The sequence below is a fragment of the Polaribacter sp. Asnod6-C07 genome (assembly GCF_045063625.1).
GTDB classification, from domain to species: domain Bacteria; phylum Bacteroidota; class Bacteroidia; order Flavobacteriales; family Flavobacteriaceae; genus Polaribacter; species Polaribacter vadi_A.
In genome coordinates this window covers 208,404-229,981 of sequence record NZ_JBEFOF010000005.1, presented here as the reverse complement: position 1 = coordinate 229,981, position 21,578 = coordinate 208,404, and the positions used below count along the sequence as shown (strand labels likewise).

Sequence of the window (21,578 nt, the reverse complement as noted above, 5' to 3'; positions counted from 1 at the left end):
TTAAATGAGTAAAATTATATCTGGTTTTTCAAAGTTTACCAAAGAAGAAAAAATTGATTGGTTAACTAAAAACTACTTTCACAATCAAACAGAAACTGTAAATATTATCAAACAATATTGGAATGTTGATACCAATTTACAAGAATTGCATGACGATTTTATAGAAAACACAATTTCTAATTTTTACATGCCTTATGGAGTTGCACCTAACTTTGTAATTAATGATAGAACCTACGTTATTCCTATGGTTGTAGAAGAAAGTTCTGTGGTGGCTGCAGCATCTTTGGTTGGTAAATTTTGGAGTACTAGAGGTGGTTTTAAAACAACCGTAATTTCTACAACTAAAATTGGGCAGGTTCATTTTATGTTTGCTGGCAATAAAAATGATTTAGAAATTTATTTTAATCAAAATAAAACTGAATTGTTTGCAGCAACTGCTTCCATCACCAAAAATATGAAAAAAAGAGGTGGAGGAATTTTAGATATTAAATTGATTGATAAAACTGATAAACTTGCCAATTATTATCAATTGCACGTAACTTTCGAAACCAAAGATTCAATGGGTGCAAACTTTATTAATTCTTGTTTAGAAGCGATTGCTAAAAAGTTTGAGAAAGATGACATCGAAATTGTAATGAGTATTTTGTCTAACTATGTTCCAGAATGTTTGGTTAGGGCAGAAGTGAGTTGTAAAATTGAAGAATTGGGAGGAGAAAATCCGCAGAAATTTGCAGAAAAATTTTACCAAGCTGTACAAATAGCAGAAGTTGAACCTTATAGAGCAGTTACGCATAACAAGGGAATTATGAACGGAATTGATGCTGTAGTTTTAGCAACTGGTAACGATTTTAGAGCAGTAGAAGCTGGTGCACATGCATATGCTTCTAGAAATGGTTCGTATTCTAGTTTGTCTCATTGTTCTATTGATGATGGCATTTTTAAATTTTGGATAGAAATTCCTTTAGCATTAGGTACAGTTGGTGGTTTAACAGCTTTGCATCCAATGGCTAAATTGTCTTTAGAAATGTTGCAAAAACCATCTGCAAGAACTTTAATGCAAATTATGGCAGCAGCAGGTTTAGCACAAAATTTTGCAGCTTTAAGAGCTTTAACAACCAAAGGAATTCAGCATGGACATATGAAAATGCACTTGCAAAATATTCTAAATCAGTTGGGTGCAAATGAGCAAGAAAAAGAAGAAATTACCAAATATTTCGAAACCAGAACTGTTTCTCATTCTGCTGTGGTTACTCAATTTAATGAATTAAGAAAACCGAAAATAAATTGGATTAATTTTTTAAATATAGATGAAATTTCTAATAAATTAAGTGGTTTAACAAGAACAACAAAACCTGTTTTTGGTAAAATGAATGGGCAACAAGTTATTGAGCATTTAAGTTTGTTGATGCAAATTTCTAACGGAAAAATTGATGCAGATTATTATGTTTCTGATGAAAAAACGGCCAGAAGAAAACCATTTTTAGATACAGATGGTGAATTGCATATTGGATTTAGAGCGGCTATTTTGTCTGATGAACCAACTCCAGAAAAATTTAACACTATACAAGAAGCGATTGCTGATTTAGTAGATCAAATTACCGATTTTAAAAATCATTTTAAAACAGCTACAACAGAAAATCATCCGTTTTTTGGTGAATTAGATTTTGAGTATTGGAAAAAATTTCACGTAAAACATTTTACGCATCACTTTAAACAATTCAATTTATTATAAACTTTTATAGCTTAATTTCTTCTTTTAGGTTGATGATGTTTTTATCCTCAACACCTAAATAACGTCTACTACCCAAATAACGGTTTTTATTAAACTCATCGTAATTTGGTTGATAATCATCAATAGAACTAATATGGACATTACCTGAAGCATGGATAAATTCACCTTTTCCATTACCAAGCCAAATACCTACATGTGTTACTTTTTTTCCTTTTTCTGCTGTGGCTTTTTTACCAAAAAACATTAAATCACCTTTTTCTAAACCTTCAAATTTCAAATCAGAATCCACAATTTGCCCAGCATGAACTTGTTGAGAAGCATCTCTAGGAATGATAAAACCGTTCAATAAATACACCATTTTTGTAAACCCACTACAATCCATTCCTTTGCTCGAAGTTCCTCCCCATAAATAAGGGAAACCATCCATAGACTTCGCTATTTCTTCAATATTAGATTGAGAAACTTGTAAATTAGTAAGCCAAGATTCAAATAAAGTAGCCTCATCTCTTTTTACAAAACCCATTCTTTTATCAGGGTATTCAACTTCAATAAAATCTTTATGCAAAGCTTTATATTTTAAAATTCCACCTAAAGTTATATCAGAAATAATCTCAGATTTATCACTTTTATGACTAAATATTGCTCCAAAGTTTTTAGTAAAAATTACTTTTTTTTCATTATTCCAAGCATCAAAATCGGCTTTGTTCATTCTTGTAATTCCTCCTTTATCAACCCAAGAAATATACTTATCAGGAGTTTGAACTCTATAAAAATCCCCTTTTTTATCTAATACTTTTAAAGGCATTCCTAACAAACCTTGTGTACCTAATTCTGCAGAATGTTTGGGTTGAGAACGAATGTTAATTACAGAATTTCGAGCAACAGCATATTTTAAATCTCCAACAGCAGTATCTGGTAAAACTCTAATTTCGTTTATGTATTTTATTTTTTTTCTACTAATACTATTCATTAATTTAAACATAGGTGTCTTAGTAGTTGTTATTCCTTCAAGTTTAATTTTATCCTCTTCATAATTAATATCCACATTAAATAGAGCTACTCTCTGATCTGGTGTTTCAGTCATTTTTAATAAAGAAGCATATTGTTTTATTTGTTTTAATTCTTTCTCTTTGTTATTACAAGAAATAAATAAGATTAGAACAAAAAGTAATATATATTTTAAGGATTTCATTTTCAGATTTAATTAATTTTAAATAAAGATAGTAATATTTAAAATGATAATAATTGTAAAAACCATTCGTTTTTAATTATGATGTTAATTAATATTTGAAGTAAAGTTATATGAAACATATAAAATACAAGTCCAAATTAAAATTAAGTCCTTGGAGAAAAATATCTTTAGGTTCTTGGAAACCAAAAGGAGATTCATCTACCTATGTTTTTGAAGATTTTAATGTGGATAAGGTTTTAGTTTTTTGTAAACAACAAAGTATTTCTTTTAACAGTTTTGTAATTAAAGCCTTATCATCAACCATAAATAAAAACAACAGAATTAATAGTATTGTTCGTTTTGGAAATATTTATCAAAGAGAAAAAAACACCATTTTTATACATACTTTAACCAATAGAACTAAAGATGATTTATCTGGTGTTTTAATTGAAGAAGCTTTTAGTAAAGAAATAAAAGAGGTAGATATTGAATTTAAATCAGAAATAAAAAAAGTAAAAAAAGGAGAAGAAAAACACATTTCATCTAAAAGAAATTTTAAAATAATTCCTGCTATTTTATCAAAATATACTTTAGATTTTTTAAGCTTTTTAATGTATTCATTAAACATTCACATTAATTTATTTCCATCACCAAAAGATCCTTTTGGAAGTGTAATGCTTACCAATATTGGAAGTTTAAACCTTCAAAAAGCATTTTGTCCAATTGCACCTTATACTAGAATTCCTATGGTGGTTTCTTTAGGTAGAATTGAACTAAAACCAACTATTTTAAACAATGAAATTGTAAAAAGCAATATATCTACTTTTGGGTTTACTTTTGATCATAGAATAATGGATGGTATTCATTTCTCTAAATTTATTGAAACGTTTCAAAGTTTTTTTTCTAATCCAAAATTAATCTTAAAATAACTGCTGCTAATGAAAAATATGGCATCAGATAATCATTATTTGTTACGGTTTTTTGCATCTAGAAATCCAAAATTTGTATTCCTTAAAATATTGCCAGTTTTGTGTTTTTATATTTTTGTGTTACTCCAAAACAATTTTATTTTTCACAAACTTTTGTTATGGATTGTTTTAGGTGTTTTAAGTTGGAGTTTTTTTGAGTATTTTGTGCATAGAGTAGGTTATCATAAACGCACAAATAGTAGAAAATTGCAATGGTTTTTAGATGCTTTTCATTTACATCATCATAAAAACTTAAAAGATTATCGAGTTTTAAATGCTGGTTTTTTATTAATGTATCCTTTAACTATTATTATTTTAGTCGTAATATATTTGCTCACAAATAGTATTGTTTTAACTGTTGGTTTTGGTTTGGGTAAAACTTTTTATTACCTCTTTTATGAATATGTACATTATCAAATTCATAAAAAAATACATAAAAAAGGATATCTAAATTTGTTTCAGAAATATCATTTATATCATCATTATAAAAACTGGAATGTAAATTTTGGAAATACAATTACTATTTGGGATAAGGTGTTTAATACTTATGATGATCGATACAAAAAACTGATTTTAACAAAAAATCAAATCGAAGATTTAATTTTAAAGAAATAAGTTTTTAATCATAAAAGTTTAGTCTAAAAAAGGATTGTTTTATATTTGAGAACAATCCTATTTTTTATTGATGAAGTACAAAAACACATTGGCTTTTGCCCAACAATTAGATAAAGAAGACAAACTCGCTCACTTAAGAAATCAATTTCATATCCCTAAAGATAAAAACGGAAATGACTGGTTGTATTTTACAGGGAATTCTTTAGGGTTACAGCCAAAATCAACAAAAGAATACATCAATCAAGAATTAGAAGATTGGGCAAATTTAGGTGTAGAAGGTCATTTTGAAGCTAAAAATCCGTGGTTACATTATCACGAATATTTAACTGATAAAATGGCGAAAATTGTTGGTGCAAAACCAATTGAAGTTGTGGTTATGAATACGCTTACAACAAATTTACATTTGTTAATGGTTTCGTTTTACAGACCTACAAAATCAAAATATAAAATTGTAATTGAGTCAGATGCTTTTCCTTCAGATAGATATGCTGTGCAGTCTCAATTAAAATTTCATGGTTTTTCTGAAGATGATATAATTGAATGGAAACCTAGAAAAGGAGAAGAATTGTTACATATTGATGATTTAGAAAAAATCGTTGCTACACAAGGTGATGAAATTGCTTTGTTGTTAATTGGAGGTGTAAATTATTACACAGGTCAGTATTTGGATCTTAAAAAAATTGCAGAAATTGGGCATTCAAAAAACTGTGTAGTTGGTATAGATTTAGCACATGGAGCTGGAAATATTCAACCTAATTTACACGATTCAAATGTAGATTTTGCAGCTTGGTGTACCTACAAATATTTAAACTCTGGTCCAGGAAGTTTAGCGGGTTTATTTGTACACGAAAAACATTCTAAAAATAAAGATTTACCACGTTTTGCAGGTTGGTGGAATCATAACAAATCTACTCGTTTTAATATGCGAATGCCTTTTGATGTTATGGAAGGTGCAGAAGGTTGGCAATTGAGTAATCCACCAATATTATCTATGGCAGCCATAAAAGCATCTTTAGATTTGTTTGATGAAGTTGGTATGGAAGTTTTAAGAGAAAAATCAGAAAAATTAACTGGTTATTTCGAGTTTTTAATCAATGAAATTGGTGCAGATAACATCAAAATTATCACACCAAAAAATCCAAAAGAAAGAGGTTGTCAATTATCCATTCAAGTTAAAAACGCCGATAAAAGTTTATATCAAAAATTAACAGAAAATAATATTATTACAGATTGGCGAGAACCAGATGTTATACGTTGTGCGCCAACACCAATGTATAATTCGTTTGAAGATGTATATAAAATAGTTACAATTTTAAAGAATCTTTTATGAGAAAAAACATCTTAATTATTTTACTGACTTTACAGTCTCTTGTAACTTTTTCTCAAAATAAATATTTGTCTGATTTCAATTATTTTTGGGAAACCATCCAAATGGAATATGCTTATTTTGATGTAAAACAAACCAATTGGCAAAAGGTAAAAGAGGTTTATAGTAAACGTTTAAATTCGATAAAAGAAGATTGGGAGTTTACTTATTTAATAGAGTTAATGAAACACGAACTTTATGATGCGCATTTTACCTTAAATAAAAATCTGGCTTTTTCATTTCGATTAATTCCTAATGATGTTGATGCTTTTGTATCAGTAAAAAATAACAAATATTACATTAAAGACATCAGAGAAAATTATACAATCACAAATTTTAATCTAAAAATTGGTGACGAAATTGTAAAAATGAATGGAGTTAATTTTGCTGATATTGTACAATGGAACTTACCTAAATCAATAGAAAATCCAGACCATAAAGTAAAAGAGTATTTTGCCAATTTAATTTTTGCAGGCAGACATAATAAACCAAGAAAAATTAAAGTTTTACGTAATGGTAAAATTATCACTTTAAAACTACTAAAACCTAATCTTAAAAAATACAATTCAACACTATTAGATTATAAATTGCTGCCAGAAAATATTGGTTATATTAAAATCAATAATTCTTTAGGTAATAATAATGTTATTAAGCAATTTCCGAAAATTGTAGATAGTTTACAAAATAGTAAAGCTATTATAATTGATTTAAGAAATACTGCAAATGGAGGTAATACAGATGTAGCAAAATCAATTATGGGCAAATTTGTAAAAGAAGAAATGCCTTATCAAATTCACGAAAGAGTAGGTTTAGAAAGAGAATTTGGGATCAAAAGAAAATATATAGAACTATTATCACCACTTAAAAATCCGTATAATAAACCAGTTTATGTTTTGGTGAGCAGATGGACAGGTAGTGTTGGAGAAGCAATTGCTCAAGGTTTTTCTAATATGGAAAATGTAACAGTTGTAGGTACAACAATGGCAAAATTATTAGGTGCAATTAAGTGTAATCAATTGCAGAATTCAGGAATTAGATTTTGTTATCCTTTTGAGAAATTATACAATGTTAATGGTTTGCCTAGAGAATATTTTAAACCAGATTTTACTACAAATAGTTATAAAGAAACGTATTTAAAAGCCTTAGAATTAATCAATGACAAAACAAGATAAAATATTAATTATAGGAGCAGGTTTATGTGGCTCTTTACTCGCTTTAAGATTGGCACAAAAAGGCTATAAAATAGAATTGTATGAAAGCAGACCAGATTTAAGAAAGGTTGATATTTCTGCAGGTAGATCTATAAATTTAGCATTATCAGATAGAGGTTTAAAAGCTTTACGATTATGTGGAATGGAAGAAAAAGCAAAAGAAATTAGCATACCAATGTATGGTAGATTAATGCATGATAAAGAAGGTAATACTTTTGCATCAAATTATTCTGGTAGAGAAGGTGAGTACATCAACTCAATTTCTAGAGGAGATTTAAATGCCATTTTGTTAGATGAAGTAGAAAAGCACGAAAATGTAAACATTCATTTTAATAGTGGTTGTGAGAGTGTAGATATAGAAAATACCATTGCTCATTTTAAAGATTATAAAAATAAAAGAAAGTTTTTTGTAAAAGCAGATGTTATTTTTGGTGCAGATGGTGCAGGATCTGCTTTAAGAAAAAGCTATATTTCTGAGCGTAAATTTTTGTTTAGTTATTCGCAAAACTATTTAAATCACGGCTATAAAGAATTAGAAATTCCTGCTGATAATTCAGGAAATCACCAAATAAGCAAAAGTCATTTACACATTTGGCCAAGAGGCGATTTTATGTTAATTGCCTTACCAAATTTAGATGGTAGTTTTACAGTAACACTCTTTTTAAGTTATAACGAAGGCGATTATAATTTCGAGAATTTAACAACTACAGAAAAGATAAATGAGTTTTTCGAAAAAGAATTTCCAGATGCTTTAGCGTTAATTCCCAATATAAAAAAGGAGTTTTCACACAATCCAACAGGAGCTTTAGGTACCGTAAAATGTTCTCCTTGGTCTTACCTCAACAAAACATTGTTAATTGGTGATGCTGCTCATGCAATTGTTCCTTTTTACGGACAAGGAATGAACGCTTCTTTCGAAGATGTTTTTGTGTTTGATGAAATCTTAAATCAAGAATTATCAGATTGGAAATCTGTTTTTAAAGCTTATGAAAAAGCAAGAAAAAAAGACACAGATGCAATTGCAGATTTGGCGATTGATAATTTTTACGAAATGAGAGATCACGTTGCAAATCCGTTGTTTAAAGAAAAAAGAAAAATTGAAATGGATTTAGAAAAAATGTTTCCAAATCAATATTTTTCTAAATATTCTTTAGTTACATTCAACGAAAATATAGGCTATAATGAAGCTATGAAAAGAGGTAGAGCACAAGATAAAGCTTTGTTAAATTTAATTGCAGATGATGAAGTCCACACGCATTTAAATATGACAAAAGAAGAACTAAGAACTATTTTAGACAAAGTAATTCACGAAACAGATAAAATATTAGAAGAAGATAAAATTGCAGGATTGTAGTTTTTTTAGAAGCTATTTCCTGCTTTCCATTATATCTTTTTTCTGAAAAAGAAAAAAGGATGCCATTTCAATCAGGGCTAAATCTATTTATAAAAACTATTGAATTTTGCTATCAATAGAAAATTTAAAAACTATAATGAATACTTACATTATTTTATTACGTGGAATTAATGTCTCAGGTAAAAACAAAATTCCGATGGCAGATTTACGAGATTTATTAAACAGTTTAGGGTTTCAAAAAGTAAAAACATACATCCAAAGTGGAAATATTATTTTAGATTCAAGTAAAACAAAATCAGTAACTTGTAGAACAATAAAAAAAGGAATTAAAGATAAATTTGGTTTTGATGTTCCTGTAATTGCAAGAACAATTCCTGAATGGGAAAAAGCGATTAATAATTATCCTTTTTCAACAGAAAATGAAAAAATAGTAGCATTTACTTTTTTAGACAAAGCATCAGAAATTACAGAAATTGAAATTAAAAATGTTGGAGAAGATGAATATAAAATAAATGAAGATATAGTTTATTTAAACTGTCCGTCAACATTTGCAAAAACAAAACTGACTAATAATATTTTAGAAAAAAAGTTAAAAGTAACTGCAACTACAAGAAATTTAAGAACAACTTTAAAATTGTTAGAATTGGCAAAAAGTTAGTTTCTATATTTAAAAAAAAATCAAAAATTAAAGAGTTCGTTTTAGAATAATTATGAATAAAGAAATCAAAGAAAAAATCATACAAGTTTGTGATGAAAAGATTGCTAAAAAAGGAGATAATGTTGGTTTGTCTTTTTACGCATTTTTCAAAAATAAAAACGATAATCCAAAATTATTAATGGAGGTTGCAACTTGGTGGATAGAAACTCATCAATTAGATCATTTTGAAAAAGCGGTTAAGATTAAGCAAATGATTAAAGCTTAACCCTCCCAAAGGTAGGTAGTGAGCAATATTATGAAAAATAACAACAAAACTTTAACCACCCAGTTTGAAGTCCCTTCCCTTTGGGAAGGTTAGGATGGGCTTTTTTATGAATTTAGAACTTAAAAATAAAAATGCATTAGTTTGTGGTAGCACACAAGGTATAGGTAAAGCAACTGCAATTTTATTAGCAGAAGAAGGTGCAAATATCACATTGTTAGCCAGAAACGAAGAAAAATTACAGACAGTTTTAGCAGAATTGCCAAATTCAGACCAAAAACATAATTATTTGGTAGCCGATTTTTCGAAACCAGAAGAATTAAAAAGAGTGTTAGAAACATCAAGTTTACAGTTTCATATTCTAGTAAATAATACAGGTGGTCCTGCAGGAGGTCCTATTTTTAATGCAGAAATTGGTGAGTTCGAAAGAGCATTTACCCAACATTTAAAATGCAACCATATTTTAGTACAAACTGTGGCTCCTTTTATGAAAAGTAAATGTTTTGGTAGAGTTATTAATGTAATATCAACCTCAGTAAAACAACCTTTAGATGGTTTGGGGGTAAGCAATACAATTCGTGGTGCAGTCGCAAGTTGGTCTAAAACTATGGCAAATGAATTAGGCGAATTTGGTATTACAGTAAATAACGTTTTGCCAGGTGCAACCAATACAGAACGTTTAAAGGAAATCATTAATAATAAAGCAGAAAAAACAGGTTTGCCCATAGAAAAAGTAGCTGAAATTATGATGAATTCTTCACCTGCAAAACGTTTTGCAAAACCAGAAGAAATTGCAAATGCTATTGTGTTTTTAGCAAGTGAAAAAGCAAGTTATATTAACGGAATTAACGTGCCTGTAGATGGTGGAAGAACAAAAAGTCTGTAAGTCCATCCCTAACCCTTCCCAAAAGGAAGGGAATTAAGTTCTGAAAAAATAATTACATTAGTAATTGAAATAAAAAAGTATTAATAAAGAATTCCAATTCCCACCCAGATTGGAGTTCCTTCCCTTTGGGAAGGTTAGGAAGGGCTTATTATGAATCTAGTACAACCAATAAATTTTAAAAAATGGATAGATGAACATCGTCATTTATTAAAACCTCCAGTAGGTAACAAACAAGTTTGGGATAATGGCGAATATATTGTTATGGTTGTTGGTGGGCCAAACAACAGAAAAGATTATCATTATAATGAAACACCAGAATTTTTCTATCAATTAGAAGGCGATATGATTTTAAAAATCATAGATAATAAAGGCAAACAAATTGATGTAGAAATTAATGAAGGTGATATTTATTTACTGCCAGGTAAAGTACCACATTCACCACAAAGAAAAGAAAATACAGTAGGTTTGGTAATCGAGTATCCAAGATCAGAAGGTATGTTAGATGCCCTAGAATGGTATTGTGAAAACTGTGGAAATCAATTGTATAGGGAAGAATTTGAACTCGATAATATAGAAACAGATATGCCAATTATTTTCGATAAGTTTTATTCTGATAAAGAAAAATGTACCTGTAGTAATTGTGGAACAATAATGCAAAAACCTCGAAAAATAAAATAAATGAATAGAAAAGCTTTTTTAAAAAAAAGTATGTATTCTGTTTTAGGGCTCAGTCTATTTACAGGTTTTTATTCTTGGCAATTAGAACCATTTTGGCTAGAATTTGTAAAACTAAAAATGCCAATCAAAAATTTGCCAGAAAATTTAGTTGGTAAAAAATTAATGCAAATTAGCGATATTCACGTAGGTAATCGTTTTGATTATAATTACTTAATCGATTCTTTTAAAAAAGCACAAAAGTTAAACCCAGATTTTGTGGTTTACACTGGCGATTTTATCGACTATGAGAGTGAAGAACAATTTACACAATTAAGTACAGTTTTAAAACACGTTGTAACAGGTAAATTTGGCACTGTTGGTGTTTTGGGTAATCACGATTATGGTAAAGAATGGTCGCAAGAAGAAGTAGCACAAAATGTAATTTCTATTTTAAAAGAACATAAAATAGATGTGCTTAGAAATAGTAAAACCAGTTACCAAGGTTTAAATTTTATTGGTATTGATGATTATTGGAGTTTTAATTTTAAACCAAAAGAAGCAACTAAAAATTTAGATGTAAACAAACCATATGTAGCACTTTGTCATAATCCAGATGTTTGTGATTTAGATGTTTGGAATGGCTATAATAGTTGGATTCTTTCTGGTCACACACATGGAGGACAAGTAAAACCACCTTTTTTACCACCACCAATTTTACCAGTAGAAAACAAAAGATATTCTTCAGGTAAAATAGATTTAGAAGATGGTAGAACATTATATATTAATAGAGCTTTGGGGTGTTTAAGGCAAGTAAGATTTAATGTAAGACCAGAAATTACCATATTCGAATTAGAACAAGCATAAATAATTACTTTTTCAATAATTTAATTTTAAATTAAAAATGTCAAAAAGAAAATTACGCATTAACGGACATTCGCATTTGTTGCCTTATCCAGAAGAAATTCCTCAGTTTATGAAGGAAAAAGAAATTTTTTGGGTAGATGATGAGCGAAAACACATGTTGCAAAAAGGCTGGAAAAGGCCTGTAACAGATTCTAGCTTTTTCTTAGATGAAAAACTAAAATGGATGGAAAGAAATAAACTAGATCATGCTGTTGTACTGAATCTTTCTCAGTTATATGGTAATGGTTTGCGTTTAGAAGAGATGAAAAAAGCCCTGCGTTTTCAGAACGATTTTAATGCTAAAATTCAAAAAAATCATCCAAGTAAGTTTACTTGTGGTTTTGTGGTTCATCCTGGTTTTATTTATGGCGCTTTAGATGAAATTAAACGTTGTGTAGAAGAATTAGATTTAAAAGTACTTTGTTTGCCAACTCATTTTATGGATTCTATTGGACAATGGAGATGTGTTTTTGATAAAGAAAATGACCGAATTTTTGAATTGGCAGATCAATATAAATTGGCGATTGAAATTCATCCTTATGATGGAGATAAAATGATAAAATTAGAAAATACCAATTGGCGTTTTCATTTAATTTGGATGTTAGCACAATGTGGAGATGCTTATCATTTTTATACTTTAAACGGAATGCAAGAACGTTTTAAAAATATTAGAACTTGTTTTGCACATGGAGGTCAATTAGCACAAATGAATTTAGGAAGAAGAATTCAAGGTTTTGATGGCAGACCAGATTTGTTTGAAGGCAAATACCATCCTAGAAAAGCTGTGGGCCATAAAAATATCTTTTTTGATACTTTAGTTCACGATACAGATTCATTAAAATTGATGTTACAAAGACAAGGAACCAAACAAGTTTTAATGGGTTTAGACGATCCTTATCCTTTAGGAGAAATGGAAAGTGATAAACAATCTTCTTATCCTGGTAAAATATTAGATTTAGCTATCGAAAAAAATATAATTTCAGAAGTAGAAAAAGGGCAAATTTGGGAAGACAATGTATTACAATGGCTTTTTGGTGATGATGAAAAAGCAAAACAAGATTTAATTGATAAAATTCTTAGTTAAAAAACAGTAAGCAGTTGCCAGTCTGTTTCAACTGCCAACTGCCAACTAATTTTTATCCTTGGCATTTTTGTAAAACTTCTTCAGCTCTTTTTAGTTGAAATTTTGGATAAAACTCTTGCTCAACTTTTTCAGCTTTTCCTAATTCAATTGCTTTTTTTATAGCATCGCAATAAGGGGCTGTAGACTTGCCAAAGAATTTTGCAGCACCCATTTCCCATTCAGCTTTTCCTAAAATTACTCTTGGGTTATTAGGTGCTAGTTCTAAAGCTTTAGCATATAACATATTGTTTTTACCAGAAAGTGTCATTCCATATTTTTGACCATCAAAAGCAATATATCCTAAATTTAATAAAGCCTGAGTGATTATAAGCTCTGGGTTGTTTTCTGAATTCGATTTTGCTGCATCTAAAAACTCTTGAGCTTTGGTTAGTTTTGCAGTTAAAACTGTTTCATTTTTTATACCAAAACTGCTTATAATTTCTACAGTTGCTGCATAATAAGCAGGTAACCAGTTTTCTGGTTCAGCTTTAGAAATTCGTTCAAATAATTGTGATGCTTCTGTTAATTTATTTTGGTTCCATAAATCGAATGCTTTTTGCATTCCTTTTTGATATTTTGTTTGCGCAGAAATCCCTGTCGCAATGAAAATTGCGATGATAAATAATACTTTTTTCATAATGTTAATGTTTAATTTACTATTTTAAAATGTTGTTTGTTAATAAAGTAAGCGACTAGAATATTTGGCACCCAACACAACCAGGCAATAAGTTTGTAGGCTGGTAAAAAAGCACCAAATAGAGGAATGAATATTGGTAAATAAATTCTTAAGGTAACAGCTGCAAAACAAATTGCATAACTGTATGTCATAAGTTTTTGATGTTTTATAATGTTTCCTTTTTTAATTGTGGTAAAGGCAAATAAAGTGGTTAGAAACCAGGCAACTGCCATTGTTATAAATCCAGATTTAGCAATTATGCCACCAGTAGCAAAGTAACCAATGTAAAGACCAGAAACAGCACTTAATAAAACAGAAAACACATATATTTTTCCAATGTTTTTATGAAGTTTTAAGTTCTTATTTCTAAATTTTTTATTGAATTGAAGCCAACCTATACATAATGCAATACCCCCTAAAATAATATGTATATAAAACATAATATTCCATAAATTATCAGCTAAAAGCTCACTTGATTTACTTGCAAGTAAACCGAATTTTCTATCAGAAACTATAAAATATGCAAAAGGATATAAGCCTATTAAAACCCCACATAAAGCAATTAAATAATAAGATATTTTTTTAAGTAACATTAGTTTACTTTTATGGTTATTGTTTTATTTGTATCTAAATTAAATTTAGCGTCTTTAAATTTAGGAGGTCCCATAAAACCTGTTGCATCATTAGAAAACCCATATGGTTCCTTAGGAATACCAAATATCTTGGTATCCATAATTTTATTGTCATTAGAATCGTGGAATAAAGAAACTGCATATTCACCTTTTGGTAACCCTTTAAAATAGGCTATTGCTTTACCATCTTTTACAATTGCGTTGGTTCCTTTTGTGTCTTTACTAGATTTTAAAAATATTTTTTCGCTGTTATAAATGGCTATAAAAACTTTTCCTTTATCTGTTTCCATTCCAGAAATATTGATGGTTAAATCGTAAGTATTTTTATCTTGTGCTTGTAGTGAAATGATTCCGCTAAAAAGAAAAGCTGCTATTAAAAGTATTTTTTTCATATTGTTATTTTTAAATTGTTTCTGTTTGATGATTCAAATATCTGATGTTTTTAGGGTTTTAAAACAAGAAACATACCCAATTGTAATTTTTTATTCCTGAATTGTAAATAAACTATTAATTTTTGATAAAACAGCTTCGCTTTCGTAAGTTATAGCAAGTAAATGCCCTTTTTTAGAAGTGAAAAAAACTTTTGGTTCTGCTGCGTTTTTAAAAACAATTTTAGAATGATTTATAGTTATAGATTTATCTGCTGTACTATGAATAATTAATTTTGGTATATTTTTTATTGTTTTTATTTCCTCTTTAGAAGGGTACATTTTACCTAATGCATTATCTATATAATCATGAACTTGTTCTGGTGCGTTTTCTTTAGCAATATCTGCAAAAGATGAAAAACCACCATCTAAAATTAAAGCGTCTATTTCTTTTTGATGTTTATTAGTAAGATGTGTTGCAATTTGGCAACCTAAAGAAGCACCATAAACAATTAGTTTTTTGTTTTTTATGGCTTTATGTTTTTTCATTTTCGAAAATACAATTTCACTGTCTGTAGCTACATTAATATGAGTTGCGTTTCCTGTAGATTTACCATAACCTCTAAAATCTACTGCATAAACTTGGTAACCATCTTTTACTAAAGGGGCTATCATAAATTGATAGGTAGAAATATTACCTCCTGCTCCATGAAAAAATAAAATGGTTGCTTTTGCTGATTTTTTTGGTTGAAAAAAAATAGTGTGTATCGTGTCTTTTTCTACTAATATAAATTCTTCTGTATGCGGAATTTCAATTTTTTTTAATTTTTTACTTGGGTAATAAAATCGATCTTCGAATTGTGCATTGCTAAATTGAATAAGAAATAGAAATAATATTGTTGTAAATGTTTTCATTAGTTAAAAAGTATAGTGGTTAATTATTATGCTGTTCGTTTGCAAACAGACTTAGCCCTGATTGAAGCATTTGTTTGAGCTCTTTTTTCTTTTTCAGAAAAAAAGCGAGTGCTGAAAGCAGGAAATAGCTTCTAAAAAGACTATAGATTATCTAATTGATTTGATTTTTTGTCATCGCTAATTGTCCAGAAAAAGCCTACAAAAAAGAAACTATCTGCATTGGGTACAATGGCTTGACTATCAAAATTTCCATTTGTATTTGGTGTGTTTTTATAATTGTAGCCAAAGACATTTTTGGTGCCTAATGCGTTATTTACAGAGAAATATAAAATTTTTTGTTGGTCTATTAAATACGCCCAATTTAAACTTACAGAATTGTAATTTTTGGTTTTATTATTTAAAAAACCTGGCTCATTTGGGTTTGTGTAGGTTCTACCAGATGCAAAATTGTAAGTAATACCAAACTGACTTTGCCATTTTTCTACCCAATGTTTACCAACAATCGATAAATTATGTGCAGATGCAAAATTGGGTGTTGCTGAGGTTGTGTAGTTTCTGTAATCTCTTTCTGTGTCTAAAAATGAGTAAGATACCCAATAATCTGTGTTTTTAATTTTTTGATTTTGTCTCCAAAAAATATCAATTCCTTTTGCATAGGCAGTTCCGTTATTTGAAAAATTAGAATCGAAACTAGCTATTTCAGAATCGTACTTTACCAAATCTTTATAGTCTTTATAATATGCCTCAATTCTAAAGATTTGGTTCTTTTTTGTATGTTGATAATTAGCTATTAAATGCGAAGTATTTTCTGCTTTAAAATCTTGATGAAACTTTAAATAATTATTGCTAGGGTTTTGATAAAATTGACCATAAGCCAATGATAATTGCGAATTTTTACCAGTTTTGTAAGATAATGATGTTCTAGGAGATACTGTAAATTGGTTTAGTAAATCAGAATTTTCTACTCTAACACCAATTTTTGCGGCTAAATTTTTAGAGAAAAAGATGTCTGTTTCTGCAAAAGATGCAAAAAGATTATTATTAAAACCATAATCAAATTTTTGATTGTTGATAGGTGTGTAATCTTCGTTAAAATTAGTGATAAAATATTCAGAACCAAAGGCTATTCTAAATCTGCTAGAAAATTGTTTTCTGATTTTTACTTTAAAATGTGCTGAGTTTTCTGTGTTGTTTACAACATCATCAATAATTTTTACGGTAGAATTATCATTTGTAAAACTTACTCCACTTTCTATTTTCCAATTGTTGCCAAACTTATTTTTGTAGGTACTATTTATGTAGAGGTTTCTGTTTTGTAAGCCAAAACGAAATCCGTCTTCGAAATTAATATCATCTTGAATAACATCTAAATCAGTATAACTAAAAGCGCCATACACTTTTAACATAGAATCGTCTTTAAAATTGTGTCTGTAAACAGCTTCTCCACTTGCAGCTTGGTAAGGTTTTAACCAATTATTTCTATCTGGAAATGCTGCTGTATAAGGACCAAGGTTTATATAAGAGGTATTTATACTTAAAGAATTGTTATCCCAAATTTGTGTGTTACCAAGACCAACACCCAATGTCATTAAAGAAATGTCTGTTTTTTCTTGGTCTGGTTTGTCTATGGTTGTTAAATCTAAAACACCAGATAAAGCTTGCCCATATTCAGCTGAATAACCACCAGTAGAAAATGTAATTCCTTTGAATAAAAATGGTGAATAACGACCACGAGTTGGAGTGTTGTTTGGTGTTGGACTGTAAGGTGTAAAAACACGAACACCATCTATAAAAATTTGTGTTTCTTCTGCATTACCACCTCTAACAAAAAGACGACCATCTTCTGCTGCTGCAGAAGTTCCTGGTAAGGTTTGTAGGGCTCCTAAAACATCGCCAACTGCACTTGCTGTGGTAACAATATCTAAAGGTTTTAAAACGGTTACTTTTGCTTTTTCGCCAGCTTTAAATGTACCAGCGTTTATGGTAACAGCATCTAAAGAATTTACATCGTCTCTTAATTTTACTTGTAAATTTTTGAATTTAGATACATCATCTATTTTTACAAAAGTTTCAAAAGAAACAAACGATATTACTAAGGTTTGTGTTCCTGTTTCTTCTGTTGTAAAAGTATATTCTCCTTTTTCGTTGGTTGATGTTCCATCGTAAGTGCCTTCTAAATATACACTTGCTCCTAAAATTGGTTGTTTTTTAGAGTCTGTAACTTTACCAGATATTGTGGTTTGTGCTAATAAAGAAAATTGAGTTATGGTAAATAGTAAAAATAAAATTCGTTTCATCATTATTAATTTTTGATGGTACAAAGATGTAATGATGTTCAATAAAAAAATAATAAGAAATACTGAGTTGTAAGTTTTGGTTGATGAATTGTGTTTTATAAAATAGGAATACAGAAGTCTACAATAAACTTGTTTTCTGGATGTTCTGCAGCATTGTTATAATAAATTTCAAAAGGATCATTATCGGCTTTTTTGTATCCATTTTCAGACATCCAAACAAAAGAAGATTCCCAAGCTTGTTGAAATTGAAAAGGTGTAATTTCGAATCGAGAAACAATACATTTTGTTGGACTTAGTATTCTTAAATTTACTGAATCATCCAAATCAATTGGATCATTTAAAACAATACAGGCACTCATTCTTAAATTATTTGGATCTGTAATTTTAGGACTATCATGATAAATAGTTACCATTCTTGTTTGCTCATTTATTAAACCTTTTGGTGTTGCCCATTTTACTAATTTGTTATAAACACTGCCAATTGCATCAATTTTTCCTTTATGAGAAATGTATGCTAAATCTAATCTTGGTGTTTTTTTTATTTCTGGCTTTGTGTTCATTTTTAACCAATTTAATGCGTTATTGATATTACAAATATATTGCTCAAGACTAATTTTAATTTGTCCTTTCTTGCTTTCTGTTTTGCTAATCTTGCTAAATTTATTAGGAGTTATTTCTTTGAATTTGGTTGGTGAAATTCCGTAGAATTTTTTAAAAGATTTAGAAAATGATGATAGGTTTGAATACCCTATAAGTTCAGAAATTTCAGTTACAGTTTTATCTTTTTGATGCAATAAAAAAGAAGCTGCTTTTTCTATTCTTTTTCTATTGATAAAATTTTGTAAAGTTTCATTGGTAACAACTTTAAATAATCTATGAAAATGAAAAGGAGAGAAGTAGGCTTTTTGAGCAACTTTTTCTAAAGTTAGTTTTTTGTCTAAATTTTCTTCAACATATACAATAGCATCACAAATTCTGGTAATTGTATTGTTTGTTATTTTATGTTGTGTATTCAATTTTGTTTGTTTTGCAGTTTGTAGAAAATGAATCCGCTTGCAAAATAAAGAATAACATCAACAAAATCTTTGGTATATCTTGCTAAATATTTAGGGAAAATAAATTCGAAGAGTATGCTATACATAAAACAAACATATAGAATTATGGGTAATGCTAAAGTAAAATCAGCATTGTTTCTAGACCGTTTTAAGAAATGTAAACTCAAATAAAGTACAATAGGTATTATTAAAAAATCATTCAAATAATTATTGATGATTTTAGGTAAAGAAATATTAAAATATTGAAAAAGGTAAATGGTAATACCTAAAAGAATTGATGAAATACAATAAATAGATAATTTTTTATTCATTTTAACCAGCTGCAACCATTGCAATAAACCAAGCTAAACCAGCACCAATAGCACTTACAACTGTAATAGCTGAATAAATTACCCAGCCTAAAACTCTAAAAAATATATTAGGATGTCTCTTTAAACGTTCAGCTAAATTAGGGTTTTCAATTTCGTGTATAGCTTCTTTAATCTGTTTTTGTTTTTCTGCTTTAATTTTAAGTTCTCGTTTTTTTTGATAAGATATTAAATGACCACAATTTTCACAATAATCTTTATTGGTGTTAAAAACTCCGCAGTTAGGGCATTTAATTCTTCTTATACTCATTTTAAGATAATTTATTTTTCTTCTTAAAAGGACGAATGATTAGTCTTGTTTCTCTATCAAAACGAATGTAGTTATACACCCAATTTAGAAATACAATGGCTCTGTTTCTAAAACCTATTAAAGAAAAAAGATGTACAAACATCCAAACAAACCAAGCAAAAACTCCTTGAAATTTCCATTTAGGTAAATCTACAACAGCCTTATTTCGTCCAATTGTAGCCATAGAACCTTTATCATTATAAACAAATGCTTTCTGTTTTTTATTAAAAATCTTTGCTAAAATATTTTTTGCAACCAATTTACCTTGTTGAATGGCAGGTTGTGCCATCATTGGATGACCATAAGGATTTTCTTTGGATGCCATACATGCAACATCACCAATTGCATAAATATTAGGATGATTTACTACTTGATTAAATTCATTAACTTTAATTCTTGCTGCACGTTCTATAACACACTCAGCTTCTAAACCATCTACCATTTCTCCTTTAACACCAGCAGCCCAAATTACAGTTTCTGCCCTAAAGTTATCTTCTCCATTAGTCGTTACAATTTTGCCATCGTAATCTAAAACACGCAAATTTTTCCAAACGTTTACACCTAATTTAATTAAAAAATCTTCTGCTTTTTCAGAAGCTTTTGCACTCATCCCTTTTAAAATACATCCAGAACTCTGTATTAGGTTTATGTTCATTTGTCTAATATCTAAATCTGGATAATCTTTTGGCAAAATTCCTTTTTTCATTTCTGCTAAAGCACCAGCTAATTCTACGCCTGTAGGTCCACCACCAACAATTACAAAGTTCATTAAAGCTTTTCTTTCTTCTAAGTTTGATGTTAAAAGTGCTTCCTCAAAATTTTCTAAAATTAAACTTCTGATGTCTAAAGATTGAGGTACAGATTTCATTTCCATCGTATTTTTTTGGATGTTGGTGTTTCCAAAAAAGTTGGTTGTAGAACCTGTTGCAATAATTAATTCATCATAATCTATATTACCAATAGAAGTTTCAATTTCGTTTTTATCAGGATTAATTTTGATAACGTTTGCCAATCTAAAAAAGAAATTATCAACATCGTTAAAACGTTTTCTTAACGGAAAAGCAATAGAATCTGGCTCTAAACCACCAGTTGCTACTTGATATAACAAAGGTTGAAAAGTATGATAATTATGTTTGTCTATTAAAACAACTTGTAGTTCTTGTTTCTCTAAACCTTTTGCTGCAGCCAAACCTGCAAAACCACCACCAATTATTACTACTCTAGGAAAACTTGACTGTGGTATGTTCATTTTAAACGGATTGATTTTTAGAATGGCAAATTTACTGAAAACCGATCATTTCTTATTTGAAACTTCTTTTTATTTCTTGCAATGTTTTATCCGAAGAAATAAATTCTGATATTATTTTAAAACGTAAATCTTTAATTGGTAACTTAAAATAAGTTGCCCATTTATCATCTTTAAATAAATGATTTATTTGTTTTATTCTTTTTTGAGCTTCTGAATAGGTAAATAAAATGTGTTCTTTTATTTCTTTTTCTGATTTAATTTTGGCTGTTTTTTCTTTAAAATCAACAGAAATAAAAAAGAGTTTTTCTGATGAGTTAATAGGGTAGAAGTTTGCCCATTTTGCAAAACCAATTACAATATTTTGGTTTTTGTAATTATCATTAGCAATTAATTTCCATCTGCAATTGGCTACTCTTCCCCAATGATTGGATTTTCTGTAAACCCCTTCTTTGGTATAAAAGTATTGACTTTCAGATTTACTTTTATAATTTGTGTTTTCTGGAAAATCAAAATCATTAACTTGTTGAAATTCACAGAAAGTGTATTTAAAGAAGTTGTTTTTGTTAAAAGTTTTCAAAACGTTGTTTTTGCAAAAATACTATTCTTAATGTTTACAAAACGTCTAAAGTAACATTTGAACTTGTTAATTGGGGATAATAGTAAAAACAATGTTTTTAAAATGTAGATGCTGAAACTTTTTATACTGTGTATAATTAGAGTCCGTTTTTCTGGAAAATAGTAGTTTTAATACTTACTATATTGATAATAGCAAAAACCTACAATTTGGATTGTAGGTTTTTATTATTATTAAAACGTATTATTT

Annotated in this window: 23 protein-coding genes; 12 read left to right on the top strand and 11 right to left on the bottom strand. The window is 28.9% G+C overall.

What is annotated here, in order from left to right:
- The first annotated feature begins 4 nt into the window (after positions 1 to 4).
- A complete protein-coding gene (locus tag ACJJVK_RS01105; protein ID WP_405562363.1) occupies positions 5 to 1,732 on the top strand; it encodes a hydroxymethylglutaryl-CoA reductase, degradative in 1,728 nt (575 codons plus the stop codon).
- 4 nt (positions 1,733 to 1,736) lie between these two features.
- Here the strand turns inward: ACJJVK_RS01105 and ACJJVK_RS01100 are convergent, their stop codons facing one another.
- The gene (locus ACJJVK_RS01100) at positions 1,737 to 2,924 is read right to left on the bottom strand and encodes an NlpC/P60 family protein (protein WP_405562361.1); all 1,188 of its coding nucleotides are present in this window, start codon (positions 2,922 to 2,924) and stop codon (positions 1,737 to 1,739) included.
- Between the two features lie 110 nt (positions 2,925 to 3,034).
- On the opposite strand from ACJJVK_RS01100, the gene ACJJVK_RS01095 reads away from it, so the two are divergent.
- From ACJJVK_RS01095 to ACJJVK_RS01045, 11 genes are all read left to right on the top strand, one after another.
- Positions 3,035 to 3,832, top strand: coding sequence for a 2-oxo acid dehydrogenase subunit E2 (locus ACJJVK_RS01095; RefSeq protein ID WP_405562359.1), 798 nt, complete (start codon positions 3,035 to 3,037; stop codon positions 3,830 to 3,832).
- A gap of 153 nt (positions 3,833 to 3,985) precedes the next feature.
- Positions 3,986 to 4,486, top strand: a complete 501-nt coding sequence (locus ACJJVK_RS01090; protein WP_405562357.1) for a sterol desaturase family protein — start codon at positions 3,986 to 3,988, stop codon at positions 4,484 to 4,486.
- Positions 4,487 to 4,556: 70 nt separating this feature from the next.
- Positions 4,557 to 5,816 carry a kynureninase gene (gene kynU / locus ACJJVK_RS01085; protein WP_405562355.1) on the top strand — a complete coding sequence of 420 codons (1,260 nt, stop codon included), beginning with the start codon at positions 4,557 to 4,559 and terminating at the stop codon, positions 5,814 to 5,816.
- The gene (locus tag ACJJVK_RS01080) at positions 5,813 to 7,024 is read left to right on the top strand and encodes a S41 family peptidase (protein WP_405562354.1); all 1,212 of its coding nucleotides are present in this window, start codon (positions 5,813 to 5,815) and stop codon (positions 7,022 to 7,024) included. The genes kynU and ACJJVK_RS01080 overlap by 4 nt, the downstream gene beginning before the upstream one ends.
- Positions 7,008 to 8,417 (top strand): FAD-dependent monooxygenase, encoded by a 1,410-nt coding sequence (locus ACJJVK_RS01075; protein WP_405562352.1) that lies wholly within the window; start codon positions 7,008 to 7,010, stop codon positions 8,415 to 8,417. Before ACJJVK_RS01080 ends, ACJJVK_RS01075 begins: the two co-directional genes overlap by 17 nt.
- 136 nt (positions 8,418 to 8,553) lie before the next feature.
- A complete protein-coding gene (locus ACJJVK_RS01070; RefSeq protein WP_405562350.1) occupies positions 8,554 to 9,075 on the top strand; it encodes a DUF1697 domain-containing protein in 522 nt (173 codons plus the stop codon).
- Between the two features lie 52 nt (positions 9,076 to 9,127).
- Positions 9,128 to 9,340, top strand: a complete 213-nt coding sequence (locus ACJJVK_RS01065) for a DUF6500 family protein (protein WP_405562348.1) — start codon at positions 9,128 to 9,130, stop codon at positions 9,338 to 9,340.
- A 106-nt stretch (positions 9,341 to 9,446) separates the two neighbouring features.
- Positions 9,447 to 10,223, top strand: coding sequence for an SDR family oxidoreductase (locus ACJJVK_RS01060; RefSeq protein ID WP_405562346.1), 777 nt, complete (start codon positions 9,447 to 9,449; stop codon positions 10,221 to 10,223).
- Positions 10,224 to 10,370: 147 nt separating this feature from the next.
- Positions 10,371 to 10,901, top strand: a complete 531-nt coding sequence (locus tag ACJJVK_RS01055) for a 3-hydroxyanthranilate 3,4-dioxygenase (RefSeq protein ID WP_405568287.1) — start codon at positions 10,371 to 10,373, stop codon at positions 10,899 to 10,901.
- A complete protein-coding gene (locus ACJJVK_RS01050; protein ID WP_405562345.1) occupies positions 10,902 to 11,744 on the top strand; it encodes a metallophosphoesterase in 843 nt (280 codons plus the stop codon). It abuts the gene before it with no gap.
- A 37-nt stretch (positions 11,745 to 11,781) separates the two neighbouring features.
- The gene (locus ACJJVK_RS01045) at positions 11,782 to 12,867 is read left to right on the top strand and encodes an amidohydrolase family protein (protein ID WP_405562344.1); all 1,086 of its coding nucleotides are present in this window, start codon (positions 11,782 to 11,784) and stop codon (positions 12,865 to 12,867) included.
- Positions 12,868 to 12,919: 52 nt separating this feature from the next.
- Here ACJJVK_RS01045 and ACJJVK_RS01040 read toward each other — a convergent pair whose 3' ends face one another.
- The 10 genes from ACJJVK_RS01040 to ACJJVK_RS00995 form a co-directional block, all read right to left on the bottom strand.
- The gene (locus tag ACJJVK_RS01040; RefSeq protein ID WP_405562342.1) at positions 12,920 to 13,543 is read right to left on the bottom strand and encodes a tetratricopeptide repeat protein; all 624 of its coding nucleotides are present in this window, start codon (positions 13,541 to 13,543) and stop codon (positions 12,920 to 12,922) included.
- Between the two features lie 11 nt (positions 13,544 to 13,554).
- Positions 13,555 to 14,175, bottom strand: a complete 621-nt coding sequence (locus ACJJVK_RS01035) for a DUF2306 domain-containing protein (protein WP_405562340.1) — start codon at positions 14,173 to 14,175, stop codon at positions 13,555 to 13,557.
- Positions 14,175 to 14,606 carry a DUF2141 domain-containing protein gene (locus tag ACJJVK_RS01030; protein ID WP_405562339.1) on the bottom strand — a complete coding sequence of 144 codons (432 nt, stop codon included), beginning with the start codon at positions 14,604 to 14,606 and terminating at the stop codon, positions 14,175 to 14,177. Before ACJJVK_RS01030 ends, ACJJVK_RS01035 begins: the two co-directional genes overlap by 1 nt.
- A 90-nt stretch (positions 14,607 to 14,696) precedes the next feature.
- Entirely contained in the window at positions 14,697 to 15,497 is an 801-nt protein-coding gene (locus ACJJVK_RS01025) for an alpha/beta hydrolase (protein ID WP_405562337.1), read from the bottom strand.
- Positions 15,498 to 15,637: 140 nt separating this feature from the next.
- Entirely contained in the window at positions 15,638 to 17,794 is a 2,157-nt protein-coding gene (locus ACJJVK_RS01020; protein WP_405562336.1) for a TonB-dependent receptor, read from the bottom strand.
- A gap of 95 nt (positions 17,795 to 17,889) precedes the next feature.
- A complete protein-coding gene (locus tag ACJJVK_RS01015) occupies positions 17,890 to 18,810 on the bottom strand; it encodes a GyrI-like domain-containing protein (RefSeq protein WP_405562335.1) in 921 nt (306 codons plus the stop codon).
- The gene (locus ACJJVK_RS01010) at positions 18,807 to 19,160 is read right to left on the bottom strand and encodes a hypothetical protein (RefSeq protein WP_405562334.1); all 354 of its coding nucleotides are present in this window, start codon (positions 19,158 to 19,160) and stop codon (positions 18,807 to 18,809) included. The genes ACJJVK_RS01015 and ACJJVK_RS01010 overlap by 4 nt, the downstream gene beginning before the upstream one ends.
- 1 nt (position 19,161) lies before the next feature.
- Complete coding sequence (locus tag ACJJVK_RS01005) at positions 19,162 to 19,467, bottom strand: hypothetical protein (RefSeq protein WP_405562333.1); 306 nt, start codon at positions 19,465 to 19,467, stop codon at positions 19,162 to 19,164.
- Position 19,468: 1 nt separating this feature from the next.
- A complete protein-coding gene (locus tag ACJJVK_RS01000) occupies positions 19,469 to 20,755 on the bottom strand; it encodes an NAD(P)/FAD-dependent oxidoreductase (protein ID WP_405562331.1) in 1,287 nt (428 codons plus the stop codon).
- A gap of 52 nt (positions 20,756 to 20,807) precedes the next feature.
- Positions 20,808 to 21,332, bottom strand: a complete 525-nt coding sequence (locus ACJJVK_RS00995) for a hypothetical protein (protein WP_405562330.1) — start codon at positions 21,330 to 21,332, stop codon at positions 20,808 to 20,810.
- Between the last annotated feature and the right edge of the window lie 246 nt (positions 21,333 to 21,578).

Coding starts and splice junctions, on each gene's coding strand:
- ACJJVK_RS01105 (WP_405562363.1), top strand. CDS start 5: ATGAGTAAAATTATATCTGGTTTTTCAAAGTTTACCAAAGAAGAAAAA.
- ACJJVK_RS01100 (WP_405562361.1), bottom strand. CDS start 2,924: ATGAAATCCTTAAAATATATATTACTTTTTGTTCTAATCTTATTTATT.
- ACJJVK_RS01095 (WP_405562359.1), top strand. CDS start 3,035: ATGAAACATATAAAATACAAGTCCAAATTAAAATTAAGTCCTTGGAGA.
- kynU (WP_405562355.1), top strand. CDS start 4,557: ATGAAGTACAAAAACACATTGGCTTTTGCCCAACAATTAGATAAAGAA.
- ACJJVK_RS01080 (WP_405562354.1), top strand. CDS start 5,813: ATGAGAAAAAACATCTTAATTATTTTACTGACTTTACAGTCTCTTGTA.
- ACJJVK_RS01075 (WP_405562352.1), top strand. CDS start 7,008: ATGACAAAACAAGATAAAATATTAATTATAGGAGCAGGTTTATGTGGC.
- ACJJVK_RS01070 (WP_405562350.1), top strand. CDS start 8,554: ATGAATACTTACATTATTTTATTACGTGGAATTAATGTCTCAGGTAAA.
- ACJJVK_RS01065 (WP_405562348.1), top strand. CDS start 9,128: ATGAATAAAGAAATCAAAGAAAAAATCATACAAGTTTGTGATGAAAAG.
- ACJJVK_RS01060 (WP_405562346.1), top strand. CDS start 9,447: ATGAATTTAGAACTTAAAAATAAAAATGCATTAGTTTGTGGTAGCACA.
- ACJJVK_RS01050 (WP_405562345.1), top strand. CDS start 10,902: ATGAATAGAAAAGCTTTTTTAAAAAAAAGTATGTATTCTGTTTTAGGG.
- ACJJVK_RS01045 (WP_405562344.1), top strand. CDS start 11,782: ATGTCAAAAAGAAAATTACGCATTAACGGACATTCGCATTTGTTGCCT.
- ACJJVK_RS01040 (WP_405562342.1), bottom strand. CDS start 13,543: ATGAAAAAAGTATTATTTATCATCGCAATTTTCATTGCGACAGGGATT.
- ACJJVK_RS01035 (WP_405562340.1), bottom strand. CDS start 14,175: ATGTTACTTAAAAAAATATCTTATTATTTAATTGCTTTATGTGGGGTT.
- ACJJVK_RS01030 (WP_405562339.1), bottom strand. CDS start 14,606: ATGAAAAAAATACTTTTAATAGCAGCTTTTCTTTTTAGCGGAATCATT.
- ACJJVK_RS01025 (WP_405562337.1), bottom strand. CDS start 15,497: ATGAAAACATTTACAACAATATTATTTCTATTTCTTATTCAATTTAGC.
- ACJJVK_RS01020 (WP_405562336.1), bottom strand. CDS start 17,794: ATGAAACGAATTTTATTTTTACTATTTACCATAACTCAATTTTCTTTA.
- ACJJVK_RS01010 (WP_405562334.1), bottom strand. CDS start 19,160: ATGAATAAAAAATTATCTATTTATTGTATTTCATCAATTCTTTTAGGT.
- ACJJVK_RS01005 (WP_405562333.1), bottom strand. CDS start 19,467: ATGAGTATAAGAAGAATTAAATGCCCTAACTGCGGAGTTTTTAACACC.
- ACJJVK_RS01000 (WP_405562331.1), bottom strand. CDS start 20,755: ATGAACATACCACAGTCAAGTTTTCCTAGAGTAGTAATAATTGGTGGT.